Origin of the sequence: Nonomuraea sp. NPDC049725, from assembly GCF_040674795.1 — a bacterium.
In the GTDB taxonomy this organism is placed as follows: domain Bacteria; phylum Actinomycetota; class Actinomycetes; order Streptosporangiales; family Streptosporangiaceae; genus Nonomuraea; species Nonomuraea ceibae.
This window is the reverse complement of the sequence record NZ_JBFANJ010000008.1, coordinates 121,823-146,117: the sequence shown is the minus strand read 5'-3', so window position 1 is coordinate 146,117 and position 24,295 is coordinate 121,823. Positions and strand designations below refer to the sequence as shown.

Here is a 24,295-nt window from a genome sequence, read left to right as displayed (position 1 = left end):
GTTCACCCGGCCTTGACGAGCTTCTCGACGCGTACGGCTGCCGCCTTGAACTCGGCCGTGCCCGCGATGGGGCAGGTGGCCTCGATGGTCAGGGCGTTGGTGTCCACCTCGTCCGGGAAGTGGAACGTCATGAACACCAGCCCGGGCCGCAGCCCGGGGTCGATGAACACCGGCGCGACCACCGAGCCGCGCCGCGAGCTGATCCGCACCTCTTCACCGGCGACCAGCTCCAGCCGCTCGGCGTCCTCCGGCGACATCTCGACCGTCTCGCCCCGCCGCAGCGGCGAGGCGAACCCCGACGACTGCACGCCGGTGTTGTACGAGTCCAGCCGCCGCCCGGTCGTCAGCCGGAGCGGGTACTCCTCGTCCAGCAGGTCGACCGGCGGCGAGTGGCGCAGCACCGCGAACGGCGCGGGCGTGCCCCGCTTGACCGGGTCGCTCTCCCACAGCCGCCCGTGGAGGTAGGGCGGTTCGATCGCGTCCTCCGACGGGCACGGCCACTGGATGCCGTGCAGCTCCTCCAGCCGCCGGTAGGTCATGCCGCTGTGGTCGGGGGACAGGGCGCGCAGCTCGTTCCAGACCTCCTCGGCGCCGTCGTAGTGCCAGTCGTGGCCCAGGCGGCGTGCCAGCTCGCACATGATCCAGATGTCGTCGCGCGCCTCGCCCGGCGGGTCGAGGGCCTTGCGCACCCGCTGCACCCGCCGCTCGCTGTTGGTGAACGTGCCGTCGGCCTCGCACCACGCGGCGCTGGCGGGCAGCACCACGTCGGCCATCTGGGCGGTCTTGGTGAGGAAGATGTCCTGCACGACGAGGTGGTCGAGCATGGACAGGCGCTTGATGCAGGCCAGCGAGTCGGCCTCGGACTGCACCGGGTTCTCGCCGATGAGGTAGCAGGTGGTGACCTCGCCCTCGGCCATCGCCTCCAGCATCTGGGTCAGGTTGTGGCCGTAGCGCGGCTGGATGCCGACGCCCCAGGCCGTCTCGAACTTCCGCCTGATCGCCGGGTCGAGGAGGTCCTGGAAGCCGGGCAGCCGGTTGGGGATGGCGCCCATGTCGCCGCCGCCCTGCACGTTGTTCTGGCCGCGCAGCGGCGACAGGCCCGAGCCGTAGCGGCCGACGTGGCCGGTCAGCAGGGACAGGTTGATCAGCGCCCGGACGTTGTCGGTGGCGTTGTGGTGCTCGGTGATGCCGAGGGTCCAGCACAGCTGGGCGCGGTCGGCGCGGGCGTAGGCGTGCGCCAGCTCGCGGATGGCGTGCGCGGGCACGCCGGTGACCTGCTCGGCGGCGCTGAGCGTCCACGGCTCGACGCACGCGCGGAACTCCTCGTAGCCGGTCGTGGCGCGGTCGATGAACTCCTGGTTCTGCAGCCCGGCGTGGATGATCTCGCGGGCGATGGCGTGGGCGAGCGGGATGTCGGTGCCCACGTTGAGCCCTAACCACAGGTCGGCCCACTGGGCGGTGCCGGTGCGGCGCGGGTCCACGGCGAACATCCGGGCCCCGTTGTGTATGCCCTTCAACACGTGCTGGAAGAAGATCGGGTGGGCGTTCCGCGCCGCGGAGCCCCACATCACGATCACGTCGGTGTCCTCGACCTCCTGGTAGGAGGAGGTGCCGCCACCGCTGCCGAACACGGCCGAGAGCCCCGCCACGCTGGGCGCGTGGCAGGTGCGGTTGCAGGAGTCCACGTTGTTGGTGCCGATCACCACGCGGGTGAACTTCTGCCCGACGTAGTTCATCTCGTTGGTGGAACGGGCGCACGACAGCATGGCGAAGCTGTCGGGGCCGTGTTTGTCGACGTTGCGCCGGAACCCCTCGGCGGCGCGGGTCAGCGCCTCCTCCCAGGTGGCCTCGCGCAGCACGCCGTCCTCGCGCACCAGTGGACGGGTCAGGCGGTCATAGCTCATGATCCCTCCATTCTGTATACAATCTACGGTATGCCTCGCTAGACCGCTCGGACAAGGTTCTCCGCCAGGAGGTCGCTCACCGCGTGGATCGCGCGCAGCGTCGGCACCTGCGCGCCGGTCAGGTCGGCCAGCTCGACCACCGCCGCGAGCAGCACGTCCAGCTCCAGCGGCTTGCCCTTCTCCAGGTCCTGGAGCGTGGACGTCTTGTGCTCGCCCGCCTTCTCGGCCCCGCGCAGCCTGCGCTCGATGGAGATCCCGGGATCGCAGCCCACGTTCGCCGCCACCTCCACGGTCTCGCGCATCATGGCCCGCACCAGCTCCCTGGTGCCGTCGTGGCGGCAGATCCCGGCCATGGTCGCCCGGGCCAGCGCGCTGATCGGGTTGAAGGCGATGTTGCCCATCAGCTTGATCCACACGTCGCGCCGCAGGTCCCGCTCGACCGGGCACTTGAGCCCGCCGGCTACCGCCGCGTCGCTGAACGCGGCGCACCGGCGCGTCAGCGTGCCGTCGGGCTCGCCGATGGAGAACCGGGTGCCCTCCAGGTGCCGGATGACGCCCGGCTCCTCGATCTCGGTCGCGGCGTAGACGACGCAGCCGATGGCCCGTTCCAGGGGCAGCGCCGCGCTGACCGCCCCTCCCGGGTCGACGCTCTGGATGCGGTAGCCCTCGTACGGGCCCTTGAGCCCGTGGAAGTACCACCAGGGGATGCCGTTCTGCGCGGCGATGATGCTCGTGGCCTCGTGCAGCAGTGGCTTGATCATGGGGCCCGCGGCGGCGTAGCTGTTCGCCTTGAGGCCCAGGAAGACGTGGTCCACCGGGCCGACCTGGTGGGGGTCGTCGGTGGCGTGGGGACGGGCGACGAAGTCGCCCCTCGGGCTGAGCACCCGCACACCGGATCTGCGTATGGCGTCCAGGTGCTCACCTCTGGCGATGAGGTGCACCTCGACTCCCGCCCTGTGGAGGGCGGCGCCCACGTACGCGCCGATGGCGCCGGCGCCAAGAACAGCGACCTTCATGCTGCGCTCCGTTCTCGCGTCGGATCGTATGTCCGGCCCCCCGGCCCACCGCGGGCCGGTGGATGCGACCCGCAGTGCATTCGGTATACAGTATGGAAAATTTGGGGTCAAGGGAGCCGCTTCATGACCGTTCTCCGTGACGAACCCGTGCTGGAGGCCCTGTCCTGGGCCGCCGCCAGAGACCTGGCCGCCGGATGCGCCCGTCCGCTCGATCCCGTCCCGGTGCCGCTCGCCGACGCCGCCGGCCGCCGCCTCGCCGATCCGCTGCGGGCCCTGGTGCCCGTCCCCGGCGTGGACGTGGCCGCCATGGACGGCTACGCGGTCTGCGGGCCGCCGCCCTGGCGCGTCGTGGCTCACGTCCTCGCGGGCGGCGCGCCGTACGCCGGGGCGCTGTCGCCGGGGGAGGCGGTCGAGATCGCCACCGGCGCCCCGGTCCCGGCAGGCACGTCGGCGGTCCTGCCGTACGAGCAGTCCGTCCGCCCATCAGGCGGGACGCGGGCGCGCGGATCGGGAGGTGCGCTGTGGGTCGGCGGCGACGCCGAGGACGGCCGCCACGTGCGGCGGCGCGGCGAGGACGTCGCCGAGGGGGCCGTCGTGCTGGGGGCCGGCGCGGTGGTGAGCCCCGTGGTGCTCGGGCTCGCCGCGGCGCTCGGCCACGACACGCTCCGGGTCCGCCCCAGGCCCCGGGTGCGGGTCCTGGTGACCGGTGACGAGGTCGTCGGCCACGGCCTGCCTGCTCCGGGCCGGGTCCGCGACGCCATCGGCCCCTTCCTGCCGGGCCTGGTCGCGTGGGCGGGCGGCCGGCTCACGAAGAGCGTCCGCCTCCCCGACGGCCCAGGCCCGCTGCGCGACGCCCTCGCGCCACCGGGCCGCCGCGACGGCTTCCCGCGTGACGCTCTCGCGTCCGGTGCTCCCGCCGAGGTCGTGGTCGTGTGCGGGGCGTCCTCGAAGGGGCCCGCCGACCACCTGCGCGGCGTGCTCGCCGACCTCGGCGCGGAGGTGCTGGTGGACGGGGTCGCGGTACGTCCCGGCCACCCGCAGCTGCTGGCGCGGACGCCGCACGGGACGTGGGTCGTGGGCCTGCCGGGGAACCCGTTCGCGGCGCTGGCGGCGGCGGTGACGCTGCTGGCGCCGATGCTGCGCGCGATGTCCGGCCTGGAGGCGCGTACGGAGGTGAGCGCGCTGGCGGGGGCGGTGCGGACGCATCCGAGGGACACGCGGCTGGTGCCGGTGCGCCGGTCGGGCCGCGGCGCGGTGCCGGTCGGGCACGACCGGCCGGGATCTCTGTGGGGCGCGGCGATGGCGGATGCCCTGGCCGTGGTGCCCGCGGGGTGGTCCGGGGAGCCGGTCGAGCTGATCGAGTTGCCCGAGGGGGGCTAGACAGGCCGGTGACGGCAGGGTAACCATTGCGTTCATACGGTATGCAGTATGCGGGAGACAGTCGCTGGGAAAGGGACGCATCGATGTCGGAAACGATCTCTGGCGGTCATCTGGTGGCCAAGGCGCTCAAGGCCGAGGGCGTGGACGTGATCTACACGCTCTGCGGCGGGCACATCATCGACATCTACGACGGCTGCGTCGATGAGGGCATCGAGGTCATCGACGTGCGCCACGAGCAGGTGGCCGCGCACGCGGCCGACGGCTACGCGCGCATCACCGGCAAGCCCGGCTGCGCGGTGGTCACCGCCGGCCCCGGCACGACGGACGCGGTCACCGGCGTGGCCAACGCGTTCCGCGCCGAGAGCCCGATGTTGCTGATCGGCGGGCAGGGGGCGCTGAGCCAGCACAAGATGGGCTCGCTGCAGGACCTCCCGCACGTCGACATGATGACGCCGATCACCAAGTTCGCCGCGACGGTGCCGAGCACGGAACGGGTGGCCGACATCGTGTCGATGGCCTTCCGCGAGTGCTACCACGGCGCGCCGGGCCCGTCGTTCCTGGAGATCCCACGCGACGTGCTGGACGCGAAGGTGCCGCTGGAGAAGGCGCGCATCCCGAAGAACTACCGGGCCTCCACCCGCCAGGCCGGCGACCCGGAGGCCGTCGAGAAGCTGGCCGACCTGCTGGCCCACGCGGACAAGCCGTGCATCCTGCTCGGCAGCCAGGTATGGACCTGCCGGGCCACGGACGCGGCGATCGACTTCGTCCGTCAGCTCAACGTGCCCGCCTACATGAACGGCTCGGCCCGGGGCACGCTGCCGCCCGGCGACCCGCACCACTTCCAGCTCAGCCGCCGCTACGCCTTCACCGAGGCCGACCTGATCATCATCGTCGGGACGCCGTTCGACTTCCGGATGGGCTACGGCAAGCGGCTGTCGCCGACGGCGACGGTGGTGCAGATCGACCTCGACTACCGCACCGTCGGCAAGAACCGGGACATCGACCTGGGCATCGTCGGCGACGCCGGGCTCATCCTGGCCGCCACGGCGCAGGCGGCCAGCGGCCGGGTCTCCGACTCGGCGGCCAGGCGCAAGGAGTGGATCGAGGAGCTGCGCGCGGTCGAGGCAGCGGCCTACGACAAGCGGCTGCCGCGCCAGCTCTCCGCCGCCCAGCCGATCGACCCGTACCGGCTGGTCCACGAGATCAACGAGTTCCTCACCGAGGACACCATCTACATCGGCGACGGCGGCGACATCGTCACCTTCTCCGGCCAGGTCGTCCAGCCCAAGTCGCCCGGCCACTGGATGGACCCGGGCCCGCTCGGCACGCTGGGCGTCGGCATGGCCTTCGCGATGGCGGCCAAGCAAGCCAGGCGCGACAAGGAGGTGCTGTGCCTGTTCGGTGACGGCGCCTTCAGCCTCACCGGCTGGGACTTCGAGACGATGGTCCGCTTCGACCTGCCGTTCATCGGCGTCATCGGCAACAACTCCTCGATGAACCAGATCCGCTACGGCCAGGCCGCCAAGTACGGCGAGGACCGCGCCCGCGTCGGCAACACGCTGGGCGACATCCGCTACGGCGAGTTCGCCGAGCTGCTCGGCGGCTACGGCGAGGAGGTCCGCGACCCGGCCGAGATCCGCCCCGCGCTGGAGCGGGCCCGCGAGTCCGGCAAGCCGTCGCTGATCAACGTCTGGGTCGATCCCGACGTGTACGCGCCCGGCACCATGAACCAGACCATGTACAAGTAGGGCAGGTCCCGACATGAAGGCACTCGAAGGTGTCCGCGTCCTCGACATGACCCACGTCCAGTCCGGCCCGTCCGCCACCCAGCTGCTCGCCTGGCTGGGGGCCGACGTGGTCAAGCTGGAGTCGCCGACCGGCGACATCACCCGGCAGCAGCTCCGCGACCTGCCGGACGTCGACAGCCTCTACTTCACGATGCTCAACTGCAACAAGCGCAGCATCACGCTCAACATGAAGAGCGAGCGCGGCAAGGAGCTGTTCACCGAGCTGGTGAAGGGCGCCGACGTGCTGGTGGAGAACTTCGGCCCCGGCGCGGTCGACCGCATGGGCTTCACCTGGGACCGGCTCCAGGAGCTCAACCCGCGCCTCGTCTACGCCTCGATCAAGGGCTTCGGCGCCGGCCGCTACGCCAAGTTCAAGGCGTACGAGGTGATCGCCCAGGCGATGGGCGGCTCGATGTCGACGACCGGCTTCGAGGAGGGCCCGCCGCTGGCCACGGGCGCGCAGATCGGCGACTCGGGCACCGGCATCCACGCGGTGGCCGGCATCCTGGCGGCCCTCTACCAGCGCGAGCGCACCGGGCGCGGCCAGCGGGTGCAGGTCGCCATGCAGCACGCGGTGCTCAACCTGTGCCGGGTCAAGCTGCGCGACCAGCAGCGGCTGGCGCACGGCCCGCTGCGCGAGTACCCGAACAAGACGTTCGGCGACGAGGTGCCGCGCTCCGGCAACGCCAGCGGCGGCGGCCAGCCCGGCTGGGCGGTGCGCTGCGCGCCGGGCGGCCCGAACGACTACATCTACGTGATCGTGCAGCCGGTCGGCTGGAAGCCGCTGTCGGCCATCATCGGCCGCCCCGAGCTGGCCGACGACCCCGAGTGGGCGACGCCGGAGGCGCGGCTGCCGAAGCTGGACAAGATGTTCCAGCTCATCGAGGAGTGGACGATCCGGCACGACAAGTGGTCGGTGCTGGACCGGCTGAACGCCGAGAACATCCCGTGCGGCCCGATCCTGTCGACCAGGGAGCTGGTGGAGGACGAGAGCCTGCGTGAGGAGGGCATCGTCGTCGCGGTCGACCATCCCGAACGCGGCGAGTTCGTGACCGTCGGCAGCCCGCTGCAGCTGTCGGACTCGCCGGTCGACGTGAAGACGCCGCCGCTGCTGGGCGAGCACAACCAGGAGATCTACGGCCCCCTCGGCGTGAGCCCCGAGGAGCTGGCCGAGCTGAAGACGAACGGAGTCATCTAGTGAGTGCAGTCAGGGACATCCTGGACAAGGCGCTCGCCGAAGGCCGCACGGCCCTGACCGCCCCGGAGGGGCGCGGGATCTGCGAGGCGTACGGCATCGCCACCCCGGGCGAAGGGCTGGCCACCTCGGCGGCCGAGGCCGTGTCGATCGCGGAGGACATCGGCCTCCCGGTCGTGCTGAAGATCGTCTCGCCGGACATCCTGCACAAGACCGACGCGGGCGGCGTGCTGGTCGGCCTCAGGACCGCCGAGGAGGTGCGCGACGGCTTCGAGACCGTCATGGCCAACGCCCTGGCCCACAACCCGGGCGCCCGTGTCGACGGCGTCCAGGTGCAGCAGCTCGTCGGCGGCGGTCACGAGGTCATCGTCGGCGCGGTCACCGACCCGACGTTCGGCAAGGTGATCGCGTTCGGGCTGGGAGGTGTCCTGGTTGAGGTGCTCAAGGATGTTACTTTCCGGCTTGCCCCGGTTTCGGCGGAAGAAGCCCTGGGGATGCTCGACGACATCAAAGCGGCGGACGTGCTGAAAGGTGCCCGTGGTGCCGAGCCCGCGAACCGGGAGGCCCTGGCGGCACTGATCGAACGCGTCGGCAGGCTGGTGAGCGACTTCCCCGAGATCACCGAGATCGACCTCAACCCCGTCTTCGCCGACGCCCGCGGCGCCGTGGCCGCCGACGTGCGCATCCTCATCGGCGAAGCCCCCGCCGAGGTCGGCCGGCTGCCCCGCGAGCGCATCCTGGAGCAGATGACGCGGATCTTCAAACCGCGCTCCGTCGCCGTCATCGGCGCCTCCGCCGAGACCGGCAAGATCGGCAACTCCGTCATGCGCAACCTCATCAACGGCGGCTACCGGGGCCAGATCTTCCCGATCAACCCCAAGGCCGACGACATCATGGGGCTGCCCGCGTACAAGAGCATCGCCGACGTGCCGCACGACGTGGACGTGGCCGTGTTCGCCATCCCCGCCAAGTTCGTGCCCGCCGCGCTGGAGGAGGCCGGGCGCAAGGGCGTCGGCGGCGCCATCATGATCCCGTCGGGGTTCGCCGAGACGGGCAACGTCGAGGGCCAGGCCGAGATCGTCGAGATCGCCCGCAGGCACGGCGTGCGCATGCTCGGCCCCAACATCTACGGCTACTACTACACGCCCGAGAACCTCTGCGCGACCTTCTGCACCCCCTACGACGTGCGCGGCGGCGTCGCCCTCACCTCGCAGAGCGGCGGCATCGGCATGGCCATCCTCGGCTTCAGCCGCACCACCAAGATGGGCGTGTCGGCGATCGTCGGCGTCGGCAACAAGGCCGACGTGGACGAGGACGACCTGCTCACCTTCTTCGAGCAGGACGACAACACCCGCGCCGTCGCCATGCACCTGGAGGACCTCAAGGACGGGCGCGGCTTCGTCGAGGCCGCCCGCCGCGTCGTCAAGGAGAAGCCCGTCATCGTCCTCAAGGCCGGCCGCACCGCGATGGGCGCCCGCGCCGCCGGCTCCCACACCGGCGCGCTCGCCGGCGACGACAAGGTCTACGACGACATCCTGCGGCAGGCCGGCGTCGTGCGCGCCCCCGGGCTCAACGACATGCTCGAGTACGCCAGATCGCTGCCGATCATGCCGACGCCCCGGGGCGAGAACGTCGTCATCATCACCGGGGCGGGCGGCTCCGGCGTGCTGCTGTCGGACGCCTGCGTCGACGCGGGCCTGACGCTCATGGACATCCCGCCCGACCTGGACGAGGCCTTCCGCGCCTACATCCCCCCGTTCGGCGCGGCGGGCAACCCCATCGACATCACCGGCGGCGAGCCGCCCTCGACCTACGAGAACACGGTCCGGCTCGGCCTCGCCGACGACCGGATCCACGCGCTGGTCCTGGGCTACTGGCACACGATCGTCACGCCGCCGATGGTCTTCGCCGAACTCGTCGCCCGCGTGGTCGCCGAGGAGCGCGCGAAGGGCAACGTCAAGCCGGTCGTCGCGTCACTGGCCGGGGACACCGAGGTCGAGGAGGCCAGCGAGTACCTGTTCGAGCACGGAGTGGTCGCGTACCCGTACACGACCGAGAAGCCCGTAGCGGTGCTCGGCGCGAAGTACCGCTGGGCCAGGGCAGCCGGACTGCTGGGCTAAGAGCCAAGCCGCAGCAGAGCCAGGCGAGGGGGCGCATTCGGGGCAGCGCAGGAGAACCAACAAATCCCCCCAGGAGGTCCGTAGGTGGACACATCAAAACCCCCGGCGACGTCTGCGCCGCCGGTCGAGGACGAACGAGTATGGAAAGCGGGCCGGCTGGAGCCGATGCCCATCAGGAAACTCCCCGACGCGCCTCCCTCGGTGCACATCCTCGGGCCCACCGTCTTCCTCGTGGCCCTCGGCGTGGGGATGGGCGAGTCGTACATGTGGCCCCGGCTCGTGCTGCTGTTCGGGCCGGAGATCAGGTGGCTGTTCCTGATCGGCGTGACCCTCCAGGCCGTGGTCATGCTGGAGATGGCCCGCTACGCGATGGCGACGGGGGAGAGCATCTTCTCCGGCGCCGCCCGCGTCTTCAAGCCGCTCATGTGGTTCTTCTTCATCGTCGCCATGGCCGTCTACATCTGGCCGGGACACCTGTCCGCCGGGGCGGCGGCGCTGGAACAGATCTCCGGCATCCCCTGGATGGTCACCGCCGTCGCCGGGCTCATCCTGGTCGGGGTGATCTTCAGCTTCGCCAAGGTCATCTACAACCTGCTGGAGAACGTGCTGTCGCTGCTCATCGGCGCGCTCGTGATCGGCACCGCGGTGGTCGCCGCGATGGTCGGCTCCTGGAACGACGTCGTCACCACGATCACCGGCATGTTCGCCTTCGGCTACCTGCCGGCCGAGGCCATGACGGCCGCCTGGTTCCCCGTCATCGTCGGCGCCTGCGCCTTCGCCGGACCGTCCGGCATGCAGCAGATGTGGTACACGCTGCACCTGCGGGCCTCCGGCGCCGGCATGGGCGCGCACATCCCCAAGGTCCACGGGCTGCGGCACGCCGGCGAGGAAGAGGCCATGCCCTCGCGCGGCTTCATGTTCGACACCGAGGACCCGGCCGAGATGGCCAAGTGGAAGGGCTGGCGCCGCTGGGTGACCTTCGACGCCTTACTGCTCTTCTGGGGCATCACCATGCTCGTCACGGTCTCCTTCACGGTGATCGCCCAGGCGGCCGTCCGGCAGAACCCCGGCGTCCGCGACGTCATCCAGAACGAGGAGCGGGAGGTCGCGCTCACCGCGATGGCCGACGCCGTCTCCTCGGCGGGCAGCTCCGTGCTCGGCGTGATCTTCCTCGGGTTCATCGCGCTGATCGGCCTCAACGCCACCCTCGGGCTGTTCGACTCCTTCTCCCGCGGCCAGGCCGACATGACGTACAACTTCGTGAAGGGCGCGAAGAAGCTGCGCATGTCACACCTGTACGCGGGCTTCCTCTGGGGTGTGATCGTCTTCGGCATCCTGATCCTGCTGTTCGGCCCCGCTGACGGACCGGCCGGGATCCTGGACACGCTGGCGTTCCTGTCGACGTTCGCGATGGGCGCCTACTGCGTGACGCTGCTGCTGGTCAACAACCGCATGCTGCCCAAGCCGATCAGGCCGAGGTGGTGGTCGAACGTGATCATCGGGTGTGGCGCGGTCTTCTACCTCGGCATGCTGTTCTACAGCCTGTTCGCCTTCGGCGTGGTCGTGGGCTGATGATCGATCGGCACAGCCTCGAACTCGCCCTGCCAGGGGCGTCGATCGGAGCCGTCGCCGGCGCCATGGCCGGTGGGCTGACCCTGTTCGCCGGGGTCCCCACCGGCCTGGCCGCCCTGTCGGCCCTCATGCTCGCGCTGCCCCTCGGCCTCTTCGGCGGCCTGTACGGGGTCCTGCTCGGCCGGGGCGTCTTCCGGCCCGGCACCTTCGGACCGTGCGGGCTGTACTGGATGGCGGCCTTCCCGCTGTCCAGGCTCGTCCAGGAGAGCATCGCCGGGACCGGCGGCCTGGCCGGCGGGGCCGGAGGCTTCCTGCTCTACCAGGCGATGGTCTCGCTCGGCTTCGCCATCGGCTTCGTCTGGATCCACGAGCGGCTCATGCCGCACTGGCTCCTCCGCGTCGCCCCCGCCAACCCGCGGGCCGAAGAGCTGCTCGGCCTGTACGTCCATCACGCCGAGGCGCTGCGCGCGCGGAAGGGAGCCGGCCGATGAACCTGCCCGGCTGGGTGTGGCTCGCCACGATAGGCGGCTTCGCCCTCGTCCTGGCGCTGGACTTCTACCTCGTCGCACGCAACCCGCGCGAACCCACCTTCAAGGAGTGCGTGGGCTGGGTGTCGTTCTACGTGGGCCTGGCCGTCCTGTTCGGGATCGGGCTGCTGGTCGTGTCGGGCCCCGGCCACGGCGGCGAGTTCTTCGCCGGCTGGATCACCGAGTACTCGCTCAGCGTCGACAACCTGTTCGTCTTCCTGTTGATCATGAGCCGCTTCCAGGTGCCCCGCCAGTATCGCCAGAAGGTGCTGCTCATCGGCATCGTGCTGGCCCTGCTCATGCGGGGCGCCTTCATCGCCGCCGGCGCCGAGGCGGTGTCGAGGTTCGACTGGCTCTTCTACGTCTTCGGCGCCTTCCTCGTCTACACCGCGTGGAAGCTCGTCGGGCACGAGGAGGACGAGGCCGAGTTCTCCGAGAACCTCGCCCTGCGCACGGTCCGCCGGGTGCTGCCCACCACCGACACCTACCACGGCGCCCGCCTCACCGTGCACCTGGGCCGCAGGATGGTGACGCCGATGCTGATCGTCATGGTCGCCATCGGCACCACCGACCTGCTGTTCGCGCTCGACTCGATCCCGGCCATCTTCGGGCTCACCAAGGAGCCGTATCTCGTCTTCACCGCCAACGCCTTCGCCCTCATGGGGCTGCGGCAGCTGTTCTTCCTCATCGGCGGCCTGCTCGACCGGCTCGTCTACCTGAGCAAGGGCCTGTCGGTGGTGCTCGCCTTCATCGGCGTCAAGCTCATCCTGGAGGCGCTGCACCACGACGGCGTGTCGTGGGCTCCGGAGATCCCGATCCTCGTGTCGCTCGGGGTCATCCTCGGCACCCTGGCGGTCACCACGGTGCTGAGCCTGGTCAAGTCGTCGCGCGACGCCCGGAAGGAGGTCGCCGAACCGGTGGAGCGCTGACCACGCCGCGCGCCGGGGGCGTCCGTCTCCCGGTGCGCGGCTCAGCTCTTGGGGCTCTTGCGCACGTCGTGCTCCGCGGCCCACTCCCGCAGGTGGAGCTCCGCGTCGTCGGCGGAGTAGTGCTTCCTGAGCGCCGCGCTCAGCCCGATGCCCAGGGCCCGGCCGTCGGCGGCCTGACCCAGGGGATCACCAAGGAGGAAGCGGACAAGCGTCTTCTTCATCGTTCGAACACCTCCCAGTTTCTGCTTCATGTGCTGCCCGGGACGGCCCCGGGCAAGCGGAATCCGCCGCCCGGACCGTCTCCGGGCGGAAAGGCCGGGCGCCGGCCGCGGCGGCTAGTTCGTCGACGGGGTCGCGCGCGGGCGGCGGCGGCGCACCGGCTTGGGCGCGGGCTCCACCGGCTCGTTCTCGCGCTGCTCCATGTACGAGGCGCGGGTGTGACCGGTGTGCTCCCGCATGATCGACGCGGCCCGGTCGGCGTCACCGGCCTCGATCGCGTCGATCAGCGACCGGTGCTCCTCCCACGAGGCCATGCCCCGCTGGCGGGCCACCGGCGTGTGATACCACCGCACCCGCCGGGCCACCTGGCTGGCCAGCTCCTCCAGCACCTTGTTGCCCGACAGCGCCGTCACCAGCGCGTGCAGCTCCGAGTTGGTGGCGACGGCGCCGTCGACGTCGTCGGAACGCACGGCCGCCATGCCGCGCTCGCACAGTGCCCGCAGCCGCCGCACCCCCTCCTCGCCGGCGTGCTGCGCCGCGAGCCGCGCCGACTCCGTCTCCAGCAGCGCGCGCACCGCCAGGAGCTGGTCGGCCTCCTCCACCGTCGGCACGTGCACGAACGCGCCCTGCCCCGGGTGCAGGTCGACCCAGCCCTCGCCGCTGAGCTGCTGCAGCGCCTCGCGCACCGGCTGCCGCGACACCCCGAGCAGGGCGGCCAGCTCGCTCTCGACCAGGTGCTGGCCGGGCTTGAGCTGGCCGGAGACGATGAGCTCCTGAATGGCCTCGATCACGCTCTCCCTGAGCGTGGCAGGGCGGGGAATCTTGGTGGCCGCCGCCTGACCGGCCTGATCCGACAGCAACATGACGACTCCAGAGACTGCGCAACAAAATGGTTTTGGTCGACTGCCTACAGCATACTGCGCAGGCTGCACGGCCCGCCGTGAGTCTCATCACAGAGAGCTACATCACAGCGTTTCACACCGCGTTTCGCCCCGCATTCACAGCGGGATGGTCGCGGGGAGCCCCGGCGTGCGCAACCTGAGCGTGGCCAGCGCCGGGAGGGCGGCGAGGGCGGTGGCGGCCAGCAGGGCCGGGCCCGGCGTGGTCAGAGCCCCCAGCGCGAGGCAGGCGGCCAGGACGCCCGCCACGGCCTTGGCGCTGTAGACGACGGCCTGGATCTCGCCGACCTTCTCGACGCCGAAGAACTCCCGTACGAGGCTCGCCACCAGCGGATAGAACGCGCCGCCGCCCAGCCCGGCGGTGATCGCGCCGAGCCACAGCAGCGGGCCGCCCGCCGCTCCCGTGACCTCTCCGGGGCCGGGCGCGGGGGTGTGGAGGGCGGCCAGGAGGAGAAGCTGGCCCGCGGCCAGGATCGCGAGCACGGCGGCGAGGACGCGACGGCGGCCCAGGGCCTCCGAGGCGCGCATGGCCGCCGCCCGGCCCGCGCCGTTCAGCGCCACCAGCAGGGCCAGCGCGCCCCAGGAGCCGGTGGCGGCGACCACGATCACGTCGAGGACGGACACCGCGCCCGCGCAGGCGAGGATGGCGGCCAGCGCGGGGAGCGCCCGGGTGCGCAGGGCTTGGGCCAGGCCGAACTGGCGGACCGCGCCGGGCGTGCGGCGCAGGATGGCCGCGTCCAGGGCGTGCGCGCGCGGGTCGACGGTCGCGGGCCACCAGTGGCGCGGCGGCAGTCGCAGGCGCCGGGCCGCGACGCCGATAGTCACGGCCGCCGCGAGCGCCGCCGCCCCGAACGCCCACGGGGTCGTCGCCGGGGCGATCCCGGCCCACACCAGCAGCGGGACCGCCCCGTACCCGAACGCCCCCGTCACCAGGCTCACCCGAGAGGCGGGCCGGTCGGGGTACCAGGCCGAGACCACCTCGCTGCACACGCCGTAGACGGCCCCCGCCCCGAGCCCCCCGAGCACCGCGTACCCCAGCACCGCGTACCCGAGAAACGCCACCGCCGGCCCAGTGGGGGCGGGGAAGGTCAGGGCGAGGGTGAGGAGGCCGGCGGCGGTCAGCGCGGCGCCCGCGGCGAGCGCGGTGCGGACCGGGAGTCGGCGGCGGCGGACGAGGTGGAGGGCGGGGAGCGCCCCGGCGGCCTGGAAGACGAGGCAGGCGGCCAGGAGCAGCAGCCCGGCGCCGTCCCGGGCGAGCAGCGCGGCGAAGCCGTACTGCAGCGGGCTGATGGCGGCCATGGCCACGAGGGCGAGCCGGAACATGCGGGTGCGGTCGGCGGGGACCGGTCCGACGAGGTAGGAGCGCCCGCGCCAGTCCCGGACAATTTCTGCATTCTCCATACCGTATGGAATATCCAGTAACCGCCCCCCTGTCGAGACCTAGACGGCGGATATTCCATACGGTATACCGTCTACAAAGGAGGCTCGAATGGACCTGTACGAGTACCAGGCGAAGGAGCTCTTCGGGCGCCACGGGATCCCGGTCCCGCCGGGCAGGGTCGCGGAAACGCCTGGGCAGGCCCGCGCGATCGCGGCAGAGCTGGGCGCCCCCGTCGTGGTCAAGGCCCAGGTGAAGACCGGTGGCAGGGGCAAGGCGGGCGGCATCAGGGCGGCGGCGGGCCCGGCCGCGGCCGAGGAGGAGGCGGCCCGCGTCCTCGGCATGGACATCAAGGGACATATCGCGAAACGGGTGCTGGTCGAGGCCGCGACCGTGCCCTTCGAGGAGTACTACGCGGCCTTCCTGGTCGACCGGGCCGAGGGCGGCTTCCTGGCCATGGTGTCCGCCCAGGGCGGCATGGAGATCGAGGAGCTGGCCGCGACGGACCCCGGCGCGATCGTGCGGCTGCCGATCGACCCGGCGACCGGCGTGGACGCCGGCACGGCGCGGCTGCTGGCCGCCAAGGCGGGCCTGCCGCAGGCCGCGGCCCCGGTCCTGGAGCGGCTGTGGACCGTGATGGCCGAGGAGGACGCCCTGCTCGTCGAGGTGAACCCGCTCATCTGCACCACCGGCCAGCAGATCGTCGCCCTCGACGGCAAGGTCACCCTGGACGACAACGCCGCCTTCCGCCACGAGCGGCCGGCCGGGGAGCGCACCGGCAGCCTGGAGGACCGGGCCAGGGCCAAGGGCCTCAACTACGTCAAGCTCGACGGCAGCGTCGGCGTCATCGGCAACGGCGCCGGGCTGGTGATGAGCACGCTCGACGTGGTCGCCGGCGCGGGCGCCGACCCGGCGAACTTCCTGGACATCGGCGGCGGCGCGTCCGCCCAGGTCATGGCCGACGGCCTGGAGATCATCCTGGCGGACCCGGACGTCCGGTCGGTGCTGGTCAACGTCTTCGGCGGCATCACCGCCTGCGACGCAGTGGCCAACGGCATCGTCACCGCGCTCGAACTGCTCGGCGAACGCGGCCACAGCAGGCCCATCGTCGTACGCCTGGACGGCAACAACGCCGAGGTGGGCCGGCGCATCCTGAGCGACGCCCGGCACCCGGTGGTCCGCCAGGTCTCCACCATGGACGGCGCCGCCGAGATGGCGGCCAGACTCGCGGCAGGTGCGTGATGGCGATCTTCCTGACGAAGGACAGCCGGGTGCTGGTCCAGGGCATGACCGGCGCGGAGGGCAGCAGGCACACCGCCCGCATGCTGGCCGCCGGTACCGAGGTGGTGGCCGGGGTGACCCCCGGCAAGGGCGGCCGCTCGGTCGACTTCGGCGAGCGCGCGGTGCCGGTGTTCGGCTCGGTGGCCGACGCCGTGGCGGAGACCGGCGCCGACGTGTCGGTGGTGTTCGTGCCGCCGCGCTTCACGCTCGCGGCCGTGGAGGAGGCGGTCTCGGCGGCGGTGCCGCTGTGCGTGGTCATCACCGAGGGCGTTCCCGTACGCGACGCGATCCGGCTGCGCGCCGCGGCGGCGGGACGGACCAGGATCATCGGCCCGAACTGCCCCGGCCTGATCAGCCCCGGCCAGTCCTCCGCCGGGATCATCCCCGCCGACATCACCTCCTCGGGGCGGATCGGTCTGGTCTCCAAGTCGGGCACGCTCACGTACCAGCTCATGTACGAGCTGCGCGACCTGGGGTTCTCCACCGCCGTGGGCATCGGCGGCGACCCGGTGATCGGCACCACGCACATCGACTGCCTCCAGGCGTTCCAGGACGACCCGGGCACCGACGCGATCGTGATGATCGGCGAGATCGGCGGCGACGCCGAGGAGCGGGCCGCCGCGTACATCGCCGCGCACGTCACCAAGCCCGTCGTCGCCTACGTGGCCGGGTTCACCGCCCCCGAGGGCAGGACGATGGGGCACGCGGGCGCGATCGTGTCGGGCTCGTCGGGCACCGCCCAGGCCAAGAAGGAGGCGCTGGAGGCGGTCGGCGTGCGGGTCGGGCGGACGCCGTCGGAGACGGCCAGGCTCATGCGGTCGGCGCTCGGCAGGGCGGCGGCATGAGGTTCGCGGTCAACCTGTCCATCCTGCTGACGGACCTGCCGCTGCTGGAGCGGCCCGCGGCGGCGGCCAAGGCCGGGTTCGACGCGGTCGAGCTGTGGTGGCCGTTCGCCACGCCCGAGCCGGACCCCGCGGACCTGGCCGCGCTGCGCGCCGCCGTCGAGGACGCCGGCGTGCGGCTGTCGGGGCTCAACTTCGACGCCGGCGACATGGCCGCCGGCGAGCGCGGCCTGCTGGCGCGGCCCGACGGCTCCGCACGCTTCCGGGCGAACATCCCGGTGGCGGTCGCGTTCGCCGGCGAGCTCGGGTGCGGGGTGCTCAACGCCCTGTACGGCAACGGTCCCGGCACGGACCGCGCGCTGGCGGTGGAGAACCTGAGAAGGGCCGCCGACGCGGCGGGGGAGATCGGCGCGACCGTCGTGGTCGAGGCCCTCAACTCCCACGAGAACCCGCACTACCCGATCACGTCGTCCCAGGAGGCGTTCGACCTGATCGACGAGGTGGGCCGCGAGAACGTGGCCTTCCTGGCCGACCTCTACCACCTGCACCGCATGGGTGAGGACGTGCTCGCGCTCGTCGGCGGGCACGCGGCGAGGTTCGGTCACGTGCAGATCGCCGACGACCCCGGCAGGGGGCAGCCCGGGAGCGGGCGGATGCCGTACCCGGAGATCCTCGCGCGGCTGGCGGAGGCCGGCTACCGGGGGCACGTCGGCCTGGAGTACCGGCACGAGGGGCCGGGAGCGTTCGCTTGGAGGCAGGGATGACGATCGCGTTCGTCGGCTTGGGGATCATGGGCAGCCCGATGGCCGCCAACCTGGTCGCCGCCGGGCACGCCGTGACCGGCTACGACGTCAGCGCGGAGCGGGTGGACGAGCTGGTCGCGCGGGGCGGCAAGGGCGCCTCCAGCGTGGCCGAGGCGGTGACCGGCGCGGCCGTGGTGATCACCATGCTGCCCGACTCGCCGCAGGTCGAGCAGGTGGCGCCGGACGTCGTCGAGCACGCCTCGCCCGGCCTGCTCTACCTCGACATGAGCACGATCCGGCCCGAGACCTCCCGCTGGGTCGCCGGGCTGGCGGCGGCCAGGGGCGTGCGGGCGCTGGACGCGCCGGTCAGCGGCGGCGAGCGCGGCGCGATCGACGGCACCCTGTCGATCATGGTGGGCGGCGCGGCCGAGGACGTGGAGGCGGCCCGGCCGGTGCTCGGCGCGCTCGGCACCACGATCGTGCACGTCGGCCCGGCCGGCGCGGGCCAGACCGTCAAGGCGGCCAACCAGCTCGTCGTCGGGGGGATCTACGGGCTGGTCGCCGAGGCGATCGTGCTGCTGGAGGCGTCCGGCGTCGACCCCGTCGCCGGGCTGGACGTGCTCGCCGGCGGCCTGGCCGGCTCGCGCATCCTCGACCTCAAGCGGCACACCATGATCAGGCGGGAGTTCGCCCCGGGCTTCCGCATCGACCTGCACCACAAGGACATGGGCATCGCGGTCGCCGCGGCCCGCGAGGCCGGGGTCAGCCTGCCGCTCACCGGCCAGGTCGCCCAGCTCGTCGCGGCGGCCAGGGCGCAGGGCCACGGCTCGCTCGACCACTCCGCGCTGCTCAAAGTGATCGAAAGGCTCAATTCATGACACGAGTCCCCTGCATGGAGGCCGTGGTCGCGGTGCTGGAGTCGGAGGGCGTCGACACGGTCTTCGGCATCCCGGGCGCGGCCATCCTGCCGCTGTACGCGGCGCTCCAGCACAGCTCGATCCGGCACATCACGGTCCGCCACGAGGAGGGCGGCACGCACGCCGCCGACGGCTGGGCGCGCGTCACCGGGAACGTCGGCGTCTGCATCGGCACCTCCGGCCCCGCCGGCACCAACATGATCACCGGCCTCTACACCGCGATGGCCGACTCGATCCCGATGATCTGCGTCACCGGGCAGGCGGCCACCGCCAAGCTGCACCAGGAGGCGTTCCAGGCGGTCGACATCGTGGAGGTCGCCCGGCCCGTCACCAAATGGGCGGTGCAGCTCAAGGAGCCCGCCCAGGCGCCGTGGGTGTTCCGGGAGGCGTTCCGGATCGCCCGTTCCGGAAGGCCCGGGCCGGTGCTCATCGACCTGCCGATCGACGTGCAGCGCGGCACCTGCCTGTACGACAGGACGGTGGACGCGCCGCTGCCCGTCGAGGTGCCGCGGCCCTTACCCCGGGCGGTGCGCCGGGCGGTCGACCTCATCGGCGAGGCCAGGAGGCCGCTCATCCTGGCGGGCGGCGGCGTGATCATCGCCGACGCGGCGGAGGAGCTGCTGGCGCTGGCCGAGCACCTCCAGGTGCCGGTCCAGGTCACGCTCATGGGCAAGGGCGCCTTCCCGGAGGACCACCCGCTGTTCGCCGGGATGGCCGGCATCCAGACGCAGACCCGGTGGGGCAACGCGGCGTTCCTGGAGAGCGACCTCGTGCTGGCGGTCGGCGCGCGGTTCGGCGACCGGCACACCGGCGACCTGGACGTCTATCGGGGCCGGCGCACGTTCATCCACGTGGACATCGAGCCGACCCAGCTCGGCCGGGTCTTCGAGCCCGACCTCGGCATCGTGAGCCACGCCAGGCCGGCGCTGTCCGCGCTGCTCGACGAGGCGCGAGGCCGGGGCGAGGCGCGCGAGCCGGGCGCCTGGCCGCGCCGGGTCGGCGAGCTGCGCGCCACGATGGCCCGCCGCGACGACTTCGACGACGTGCCGATCAAGCCGCCCAGGGTGTTCAGGGAGCTCAACGAGTTCTACGGCCGCGACACCACGTTCGTCACCGCGATCGGGCTCTACCAGATCTGGTCCGGCCAGTTCCAGACGACCTACCTGCCGCGCCGCTACCTGGTCTGCGGCCAGGCCGGGCCGCTGGGCTGGGAGGTGCCGGCCGCGATGGGCGTCAAGTGCGCCCACCCCGAACGGCAGGTCGTGGTGGTGGTCGGCGATTACTCCTTCCAGTTCCTCATGGAGGAGGTCGCGGTCGCCGCCCAGTACCGCATCCCGTTCGTCATCGTGATGATCAACAACGAGTACCTGGGCCTCATCAGGCAGGCGGAGATCCCGTACGAGATGAACTTCGCCGTGGACCTGCACTACGGCGAGGGCGGCATCGACCATGTGAAGGCCATGGAGGCGTTCGGCTGCCCGGCGCGCCGGGTGGAGGAGCCGGGCGACCTCCGCGACGCGCTGGCCTGGGCGAGCGCCGAGGCCGCCCGCGAACGGCTCCCGGTGCTGGTGGAGGTGATGGTCGAGCGCGAGGCCAACGCCGCCATGGGGCCGTCGCTGAAGGAGATCAAGGAGTTCGAGCCGCTGCCCGAGCTCATCGCCGTCGACTGGTCCGACTGAGGAGGCGCCATGCTGCTCAAACCGGGTACGGCCTGGCAGGACACCTACGCACGCGGTCACGCGGTGGCGCCCGAGGCGTTCCACGAGGACCGGGTGCTCAACCACTGGGGCGGGTTCTGGCAGCGTGACGGGCGGCCCGCGCCCGTCTTCTCGCCGCTGGACGGCACCGCCATCGCCGGGCCGCCCCGGCTGGACCGGGCGGGCGCGGGCCGGGCCGTGGCGGGCGCCGTCGACGAGCACCGGCAGTGGCGGCACCTGCCGCTCGCCGAGCGCAAGGCCCGGGTGGCGGCGGCCGTGGAGGCCATGGCCGAGCACCGCGACCTGCTGGCCCTGATGCTCGTGTGGGAGATCGGCAAGCCGTGGAAGACCGCCCGCGCCGACGTGGACCGGTGCCTGGACGGGGTGCGCTGGTATCTGGAGGAGATCGACCGCATGGTCGCCGGGCGGGCGCCGCTGCCCGGCCCGGTGAGCAACATCGCGAGCTGGAACTACCCGATGAGCGTGCTCATGCACGCGATGCTCGTGCAGGCGCTGGCCGGCAACGCGGTGATCGCCAAGACGCCGACCGACGGCGGGCTGTGCTGCCTCACGCTCGCCTGCGCGCTGGCCGTGCGGGAGGGGCTGCCCTTCACGCTGGTCAGCGGGGGAGGTGCGGAGCTGTCACCGGTGCTGGTGGCCGGGCGCTCGCTCGGCTGCGTGTCGTTCGTCGGCGGGCGCGACGCGGGCGCCAGCGTGGCGACCTTGCTGGCAGACCCGGAGCGGCGGCACGTGCTGGAGCAGGAGGGGCTCAACTGCTGGGGCGTGTGGGAGTTCTCCGGCTGGGACGCGCTCACCCGGCAGATCCGGGCCTCGTTCGACTACGGCAAGCAGCGGTGCACCGCCTATCCGAGGTTCGCGGTGCAGCGGTCGCTGTTCCCGGAGTTCCTGCGGGCGTACCTGGCGGCGGTCGGGTCGCTGCGGTTCGGGCATCCGCTGGCCGTGGCCGAGCCCGGCGATCCGCTGCCGGAGCTGGACTTCGGGCCGCTGATCAACGCCTCGAAGGCCAAGGAGCTGGCCGACCAGGTGGACGAGGCGGTGGCGCGGGGCGGGGTGCCGGTGCACCGGGCGTCGCTGGCCGACGGACATTTCCTGCCGGGGCAGGATATTTCGGCGTATTTCGCGCCGGTGGCGTTGCTCAGCCCGCCCCGCTCCTCGCCCCTCTTCCACGCCGAGCCGTTCGGCCCCGTCGACACGATCGTGCTGGTGGACACCGAGGCCGAGCTGCTGGCCGCGATGAACGCCAGCAACGGGGCCCTGGTCGCCACCCTGTCCTGCGACGAGGAGGACACGTACGGCAGGCTCGCCCGCGACGTGCGGGCCTTCAAGGTCGGCCACAACCGGCCACGCTCCCGGGGCGACCGGGAGGAGCTGTTCGGCGGGCTCGGCGCCTCCTGGCGCGGCGCGTTCGTCGGCGGCGAGCTGCTCGTCCGGGCCGCCACCCAGGGCCCCGAGGGCGAGCGCCTGCCCGGCAACTTCCCGCACTACACGCTGCTGCCGTGAGGCCGTGACACCGGCGACCGGACCGGCTAGAACGCCCCGAACCTGGTCGCCGCCAGCAGCACCAGGAACGTCAGCATCGCCACCCGCAGCAGCTTCCCGCCCACCCCCAGGGACGGCCACGACAGGTAGGCCAGCCAGCCGATGAAGACGAGGACGGGCAGCACCGCCACGCCCCCCAGCCAGTTGGTGACCGCGAACCCGGCCAGCAGCAGGACCACCATCACCGCGGGTGTCACCCACCGGGGCACCTGCGTGAACAGGAACGCCATCGGCGTGGCGCTGCGCTCCTCCACCGACTTGCGCAGGCCCGTCGCCCCCGGCGTGAAGAACTGCTCGCCGGGCGGCAGCGGGCGCTTGGCCCCGGGACGCGGCTGGGCGAGCGGGTGTCTGCGGCGGTCGTCGTCTGTGCCCACGGTCCCGAGCCTAGCGCCGCGCGAATCGGCCCGGAGGCTCCGCGCCGTCTGACATCCTGGGGGCGTGCTCGCCGTGATCCGCTACACCGTTCCAGAGTCCCAGTCCCAAGACTTCGCCAAGCAGGGCCAAGCCATCCTCGACCTGCTCGCCGAACAGCCCGGCTACGTCCGGGGCCGGCTGGCGCGGTCCGTCGACGAGCCCAACCTGTGGGCCGTGATCAGCGAATGGGAGGGCGCCGGGTTCTACCGCCGGGCGCTGTCCGCCGCCCGGATGGCGATGTATCCCCTCATGACGCTCATGGTCAACGAACCCAGTGCCTTCGAGGACGTCTACCTCCTCGAAGGCGCGTAACGTCACTCGCGCACGGGGCCGCGGCCCCGTCCCCTAAGCTGGGACCTCACTGAGAGTCCACTGAGAATTCCCTCGCCGACCTCCAGCCGGAAAGAGAACCGACCAACATGGCACGACGCACCGACGTCATGGACACCATCGTCAGCCTCGCCAAGCGCCGCGGGCTCGTCTACCCGTCGAGCGAGATCTACGGCGGACTGCGCGCGTCATGGGACTACGGTCCGCTGGGCGTCGAGCTGAAGAACAACGTCAAGCGGCAGTGGTGGCTGTCGATGGTCCAGGCCCGCGAGGACGTCGTCGGCCTCGACTCCTGCGTCATCCTCGCCCCCGAGGTGTGGCAGGCCAGCGGCCACGTCGAGACCTTCACCGACCCGCTGACCGAGTGCCAGTCCTGCCACAAGCGCTTCCGCGCCGACCACCTGCTCGAGGCGTACGAGGAGAAGAACGGCAAGGAGCCCGCCGGGGGCCTGGCCGACATCACCTGCCCCAACTGCGGCAACAAGGGCTCCTTCACCGCGCCCAGGCAGTTCAGCGGCCTGCTCAAGACCTTCCTCGGCCCGGTCGAGGACGAGTCCGGCCTGGCCTACCTGCGGCCCGAGACCGCCCAGGGCATCTTCATCAACTACCAGAACGTGCAGCAGTCGGCCCGCCGCAAGATCCCGTTCGGCATCGGCCAGATCGGCAAGTCGTTCCGCAACGAGATCACGCCGGGCAACTTCATCTTCCGCACGCGCGAGTTCGAGCAGATGGAGATGGAGTTCTTCGTCAAGCCCGGCACCGACGAGGAATGGCACCAGTACTGGATCGACGAGCGCTTCCGCTGGTACTCCGACCTGGGCATCAACAAGGACAACCTCCGGCTCTACGAGCACCCCAAGGAGAAGCTGTCCCACTACTCCAAGCGGACCGTGGACGTCGAGTACCGCTTCAACTTCACCGGCTCGGAGTGGGGTGAGCTGGAGGGCATCGCCAACCGCACCGACTTCGACCTGACCGCCCACTCCAAGGCGTCGGGCGTCGACCTCAGCTTCTTCGAGCAGGACACCGGCGAGCGTTACGTCCCGTACGTGATCGAGCCGGCCGCCGGCGTCGACCGGGCCACGCTGACGTTCCTGCTCGACGCCTACACCGAGGACGAGGCGCCCAATGCCAAGGGCGTGATGGAGAAGCGCACGGTCATGCGCCTGGACCACCGCCTGGCCCCGGTCAAGGCCGCGGTGCTGCCGCTGTCGCGCAACGCCGACCTGTCGCCGAAGGCGCGTGACCTGGCCGCCCAGCTCCGCCGCCGGTGGAACGTCGAGTTCGACGACGCGGGCGCGATCGGCCGCCGCTACCGCCGCCAGGACGAGATCGGCACGCCGTTCTGCATCACGATCGACTTCGACACCCTGGACGACCAGGCGGTCACCGTGCGCGAGCGCGACTCCATGAGCCAGGAGCGCATCGCCCTCGACCAGGTCGACTCCTACCTGCGTCAGCACCTCAACGACTGACGCGCACGCGTTCACGGAAGGGCCGCACTCCGGTGCGGCCCTTTCGCGTTCCGTTCGCGCCGATCCTCGCATATCTGGACGTACCACCACATGCCTCGCTTGTAGCATTC

At 71.7% G+C, this 24,295-nt stretch carries 21 protein-coding genes; 15 read left to right on the top strand and 6 right to left on the bottom strand.

What is annotated here, in order from left to right; translation table 11 throughout:
- Positions 1 to 2 precede the first annotated feature (2 nt).
- Both AB0J53_RS22070 and AB0J53_RS22065 read right to left on the bottom strand, forming a co-directional pair.
- A complete protein-coding gene (locus tag AB0J53_RS22070) occupies positions 3 to 1,904 on the bottom strand; it encodes a molybdopterin-dependent oxidoreductase (protein WP_364175116.1) in 1,902 nt (633 codons plus the stop codon).
- Positions 1,905 to 1,942: 38 nt separating this feature from the next.
- Positions 1,943 to 2,920 carry a 2-dehydropantoate 2-reductase gene (locus tag AB0J53_RS22065; RefSeq protein WP_219509510.1) on the bottom strand — a complete coding sequence of 326 codons (978 nt, stop codon included), beginning with the start codon at positions 2,918 to 2,920 and terminating at the stop codon, positions 1,943 to 1,945.
- Between the two features lie 123 nt (positions 2,921 to 3,043).
- Here AB0J53_RS22065 and AB0J53_RS22060 point away from each other — a divergent pair, with 123 nt between their 5' ends.
- From AB0J53_RS22060 to AB0J53_RS22030, 7 genes are all read left to right on the top strand, one after another.
- On the top strand, positions 3,044 to 4,300 hold the full coding sequence (locus AB0J53_RS22060; RefSeq protein ID WP_364175113.1) for a molybdopterin molybdotransferase MoeA: 1,257 nt from the start codon (positions 3,044 to 3,046) through the stop codon (positions 4,298 to 4,300).
- Positions 4,301 to 4,383: 83 nt separating this feature from the next.
- Positions 4,384 to 6,048 (top strand): thiamine pyrophosphate-binding protein, encoded by a 1,665-nt coding sequence (locus AB0J53_RS22055; RefSeq protein WP_219509512.1) that lies wholly within the window; start codon positions 4,384 to 4,386, stop codon positions 6,046 to 6,048.
- Positions 6,049 to 6,061: 13 nt separating this feature from the next.
- On the top strand, positions 6,062 to 7,285 hold the full coding sequence (frc, locus tag AB0J53_RS22050; RefSeq protein ID WP_364175109.1) for a formyl-CoA transferase: 1,224 nt from the start codon (positions 6,062 to 6,064) through the stop codon (positions 7,283 to 7,285).
- The gene (locus tag AB0J53_RS22045) at positions 7,285 to 9,402 is read left to right on the top strand and encodes an acetate--CoA ligase family protein (protein ID WP_364175106.1); all 2,118 of its coding nucleotides are present in this window, start codon (positions 7,285 to 7,287) and stop codon (positions 9,400 to 9,402) included. Before frc ends, AB0J53_RS22045 begins: the two co-directional genes overlap by 1 nt.
- 165 nt (positions 9,403 to 9,567) lie before the next feature.
- A complete protein-coding gene (locus AB0J53_RS22040) occupies positions 9,568 to 10,974 on the top strand; it encodes an Nramp family divalent metal transporter (RefSeq protein ID WP_364175103.1) in 1,407 nt (468 codons plus the stop codon).
- Positions 10,974 to 11,465: a hypothetical protein gene (locus AB0J53_RS22035; RefSeq protein ID WP_364175100.1), complete on the top strand. Its 492-nt coding sequence runs from the start codon at positions 10,974 to 10,976 to the stop codon at positions 11,463 to 11,465. Before AB0J53_RS22040 ends, AB0J53_RS22035 begins: the two co-directional genes overlap by 1 nt.
- Positions 11,462 to 12,430: a TerC family protein gene (locus AB0J53_RS22030; protein ID WP_364175097.1), complete on the top strand. Its 969-nt coding sequence runs from the start codon at positions 11,462 to 11,464 to the stop codon at positions 12,428 to 12,430. Before AB0J53_RS22035 ends, AB0J53_RS22030 begins: the two co-directional genes overlap by 4 nt.
- A 41-nt stretch (positions 12,431 to 12,471) precedes the next feature.
- Here the strand turns inward: AB0J53_RS22030 and AB0J53_RS22025 are convergent, their stop codons facing one another.
- From AB0J53_RS22025 to AB0J53_RS22015, 3 genes are all read right to left on the bottom strand, one after another.
- The gene (locus AB0J53_RS22025) at positions 12,472 to 12,651 is read right to left on the bottom strand and encodes a hypothetical protein (RefSeq protein WP_219509518.1); all 180 of its coding nucleotides are present in this window, start codon (positions 12,649 to 12,651) and stop codon (positions 12,472 to 12,474) included.
- A gap of 114 nt (positions 12,652 to 12,765) precedes the next feature.
- Positions 12,766 to 13,512 (bottom strand): GntR family transcriptional regulator, encoded by a 747-nt coding sequence (locus AB0J53_RS22020; RefSeq protein ID WP_364175094.1) that lies wholly within the window; start codon positions 13,510 to 13,512, stop codon positions 12,766 to 12,768.
- Between the two features lie 135 nt (positions 13,513 to 13,647).
- Positions 13,648 to 14,949: a hypothetical protein gene (locus tag AB0J53_RS22015; protein ID WP_364175091.1), complete on the bottom strand. Its 1,302-nt coding sequence runs from the start codon at positions 14,947 to 14,949 to the stop codon at positions 13,648 to 13,650.
- Between the two features lie 88 nt (positions 14,950 to 15,037).
- Here AB0J53_RS22015 and sucC point away from each other — a divergent pair, with 88 nt between their 5' ends.
- The 6 genes from sucC to AB0J53_RS21985 are packed head-to-tail and all read left to right on the top strand — an operon-like array spanning position 15,038 to position 21,927.
- The gene (gene sucC / locus AB0J53_RS22010; protein ID WP_364175088.1) at positions 15,038 to 16,168 is read left to right on the top strand and encodes an ADP-forming succinate--CoA ligase subunit beta; all 1,131 of its coding nucleotides are present in this window, start codon (positions 15,038 to 15,040) and stop codon (positions 16,166 to 16,168) included.
- The gene (gene sucD, locus AB0J53_RS22005; RefSeq protein WP_357585080.1) at positions 16,168 to 17,052 is read left to right on the top strand and encodes a succinate--CoA ligase subunit alpha; all 885 of its coding nucleotides are present in this window, start codon (positions 16,168 to 16,170) and stop codon (positions 17,050 to 17,052) included. Before sucC ends, sucD begins: the two co-directional genes overlap by 1 nt.
- Positions 17,049 to 17,813, top strand: coding sequence for a TIM barrel protein (locus tag AB0J53_RS22000; protein ID WP_364175084.1), 765 nt, complete (start codon positions 17,049 to 17,051; stop codon positions 17,811 to 17,813). Before sucD ends, AB0J53_RS22000 begins: the two co-directional genes overlap by 4 nt.
- Positions 17,810 to 18,670 carry an NAD(P)-dependent oxidoreductase gene (locus AB0J53_RS21995; protein WP_364175081.1) on the top strand — a complete coding sequence of 287 codons (861 nt, stop codon included), beginning with the start codon at positions 17,810 to 17,812 and terminating at the stop codon, positions 18,668 to 18,670. The genes AB0J53_RS22000 and AB0J53_RS21995 overlap by 4 nt, the downstream gene beginning before the upstream one ends.
- Positions 18,667 to 20,388: a glyoxylate carboligase gene (gene gcl, locus AB0J53_RS21990; RefSeq protein WP_219509525.1), complete on the top strand. Its 1,722-nt coding sequence runs from the start codon at positions 18,667 to 18,669 to the stop codon at positions 20,386 to 20,388. Before AB0J53_RS21995 ends, gcl begins: the two co-directional genes overlap by 4 nt.
- Before the next feature lie 9 nt (positions 20,389 to 20,397).
- Positions 20,398 to 21,927, top strand: coding sequence for an aldehyde dehydrogenase family protein (locus AB0J53_RS21985; RefSeq protein ID WP_364175076.1), 1,530 nt, complete (start codon positions 20,398 to 20,400; stop codon positions 21,925 to 21,927).
- Positions 21,928 to 21,953: 26 nt separating this feature from the next.
- On the opposite strand, the gene AB0J53_RS21980 is transcribed toward AB0J53_RS21985, so the two are convergent.
- Positions 21,954 to 22,340 carry a DUF6703 family protein gene (locus tag AB0J53_RS21980; protein WP_219509527.1) on the bottom strand — a complete coding sequence of 129 codons (387 nt, stop codon included), beginning with the start codon at positions 22,338 to 22,340 and terminating at the stop codon, positions 21,954 to 21,956.
- 64 nt (positions 22,341 to 22,404) lie between these two features.
- Here AB0J53_RS21980 and AB0J53_RS21975 point away from each other — a divergent pair, with 64 nt between their 5' ends.
- The gene (locus AB0J53_RS21975; protein WP_219509528.1) at positions 22,405 to 22,692 is read left to right on the top strand and encodes an antibiotic biosynthesis monooxygenase family protein; all 288 of its coding nucleotides are present in this window, start codon (positions 22,405 to 22,407) and stop codon (positions 22,690 to 22,692) included.
- 107 nt (positions 22,693 to 22,799) lie between these two features.
- Positions 22,800 to 24,185 (top strand): glycine--tRNA ligase, encoded by a 1,386-nt coding sequence (locus AB0J53_RS21970; RefSeq protein ID WP_219509529.1) that lies wholly within the window; start codon positions 22,800 to 22,802, stop codon positions 24,183 to 24,185.
- Positions 24,186 to 24,295 lie beyond the last annotated feature (110 nt).

Coding starts and splice junctions, on each gene's coding strand:
- AB0J53_RS22070 (WP_364175116.1), bottom strand. CDS start 1,904: ATGAGCTATGACCGCCTGACCCGTCCACTGGTGCGCGAGGACGGCGTG.
- AB0J53_RS22065 (WP_219509510.1), bottom strand. CDS start 2,920: ATGAAGGTCGCTGTTCTTGGCGCCGGCGCCATCGGCGCGTACGTGGGC.
- AB0J53_RS22060 (WP_364175113.1), top strand. CDS start 3,044: ATGACCGTTCTCCGTGACGAACCCGTGCTGGAGGCCCTGTCCTGGGCC.
- AB0J53_RS22055 (WP_219509512.1), top strand. CDS start 4,384: ATGTCGGAAACGATCTCTGGCGGTCATCTGGTGGCCAAGGCGCTCAAG.
- frc (WP_364175109.1), top strand. CDS start 6,062: ATGAAGGCACTCGAAGGTGTCCGCGTCCTCGACATGACCCACGTCCAG.
- AB0J53_RS22040 (WP_364175103.1), top strand. CDS start 9,568: ATGCCCATCAGGAAACTCCCCGACGCGCCTCCCTCGGTGCACATCCTC.
- AB0J53_RS22035 (WP_364175100.1), top strand. CDS start 10,974: ATGATCGATCGGCACAGCCTCGAACTCGCCCTGCCAGGGGCGTCGATC.
- AB0J53_RS22030 (WP_364175097.1), top strand. CDS start 11,462: ATGAACCTGCCCGGCTGGGTGTGGCTCGCCACGATAGGCGGCTTCGCC.
- AB0J53_RS22025 (WP_219509518.1), bottom strand. CDS start 12,651: ATGAAGAAGACGCTTGTCCGCTTCCTCCTTGGTGATCCCCTGGGTCAG.
- AB0J53_RS22020 (WP_364175094.1), bottom strand. CDS start 13,512: ATGTTGCTGTCGGATCAGGCCGGTCAGGCGGCGGCCACCAAGATTCCC.
- AB0J53_RS22015 (WP_364175091.1), bottom strand. CDS start 14,949: ATGGAGAATGCAGAAATTGTCCGGGACTGGCGCGGGCGCTCCTACCTC.
- sucC (WP_364175088.1), top strand. CDS start 15,038: ATGGACCTGTACGAGTACCAGGCGAAGGAGCTCTTCGGGCGCCACGGG.
- sucD (WP_357585080.1), top strand. CDS start 16,168: ATGGCGATCTTCCTGACGAAGGACAGCCGGGTGCTGGTCCAGGGCATG.
- AB0J53_RS22000 (WP_364175084.1), top strand. CDS start 17,049: ATGAGGTTCGCGGTCAACCTGTCCATCCTGCTGACGGACCTGCCGCTG.
- AB0J53_RS21995 (WP_364175081.1), top strand. CDS start 17,810: ATGACGATCGCGTTCGTCGGCTTGGGGATCATGGGCAGCCCGATGGCC.
- gcl (WP_219509525.1), top strand. CDS start 18,667: ATGACACGAGTCCCCTGCATGGAGGCCGTGGTCGCGGTGCTGGAGTCG.
- AB0J53_RS21985 (WP_364175076.1), top strand. CDS start 20,398: ATGCTGCTCAAACCGGGTACGGCCTGGCAGGACACCTACGCACGCGGT.
- AB0J53_RS21970 (WP_219509529.1), top strand. CDS start 22,800: ATGGCACGACGCACCGACGTCATGGACACCATCGTCAGCCTCGCCAAG.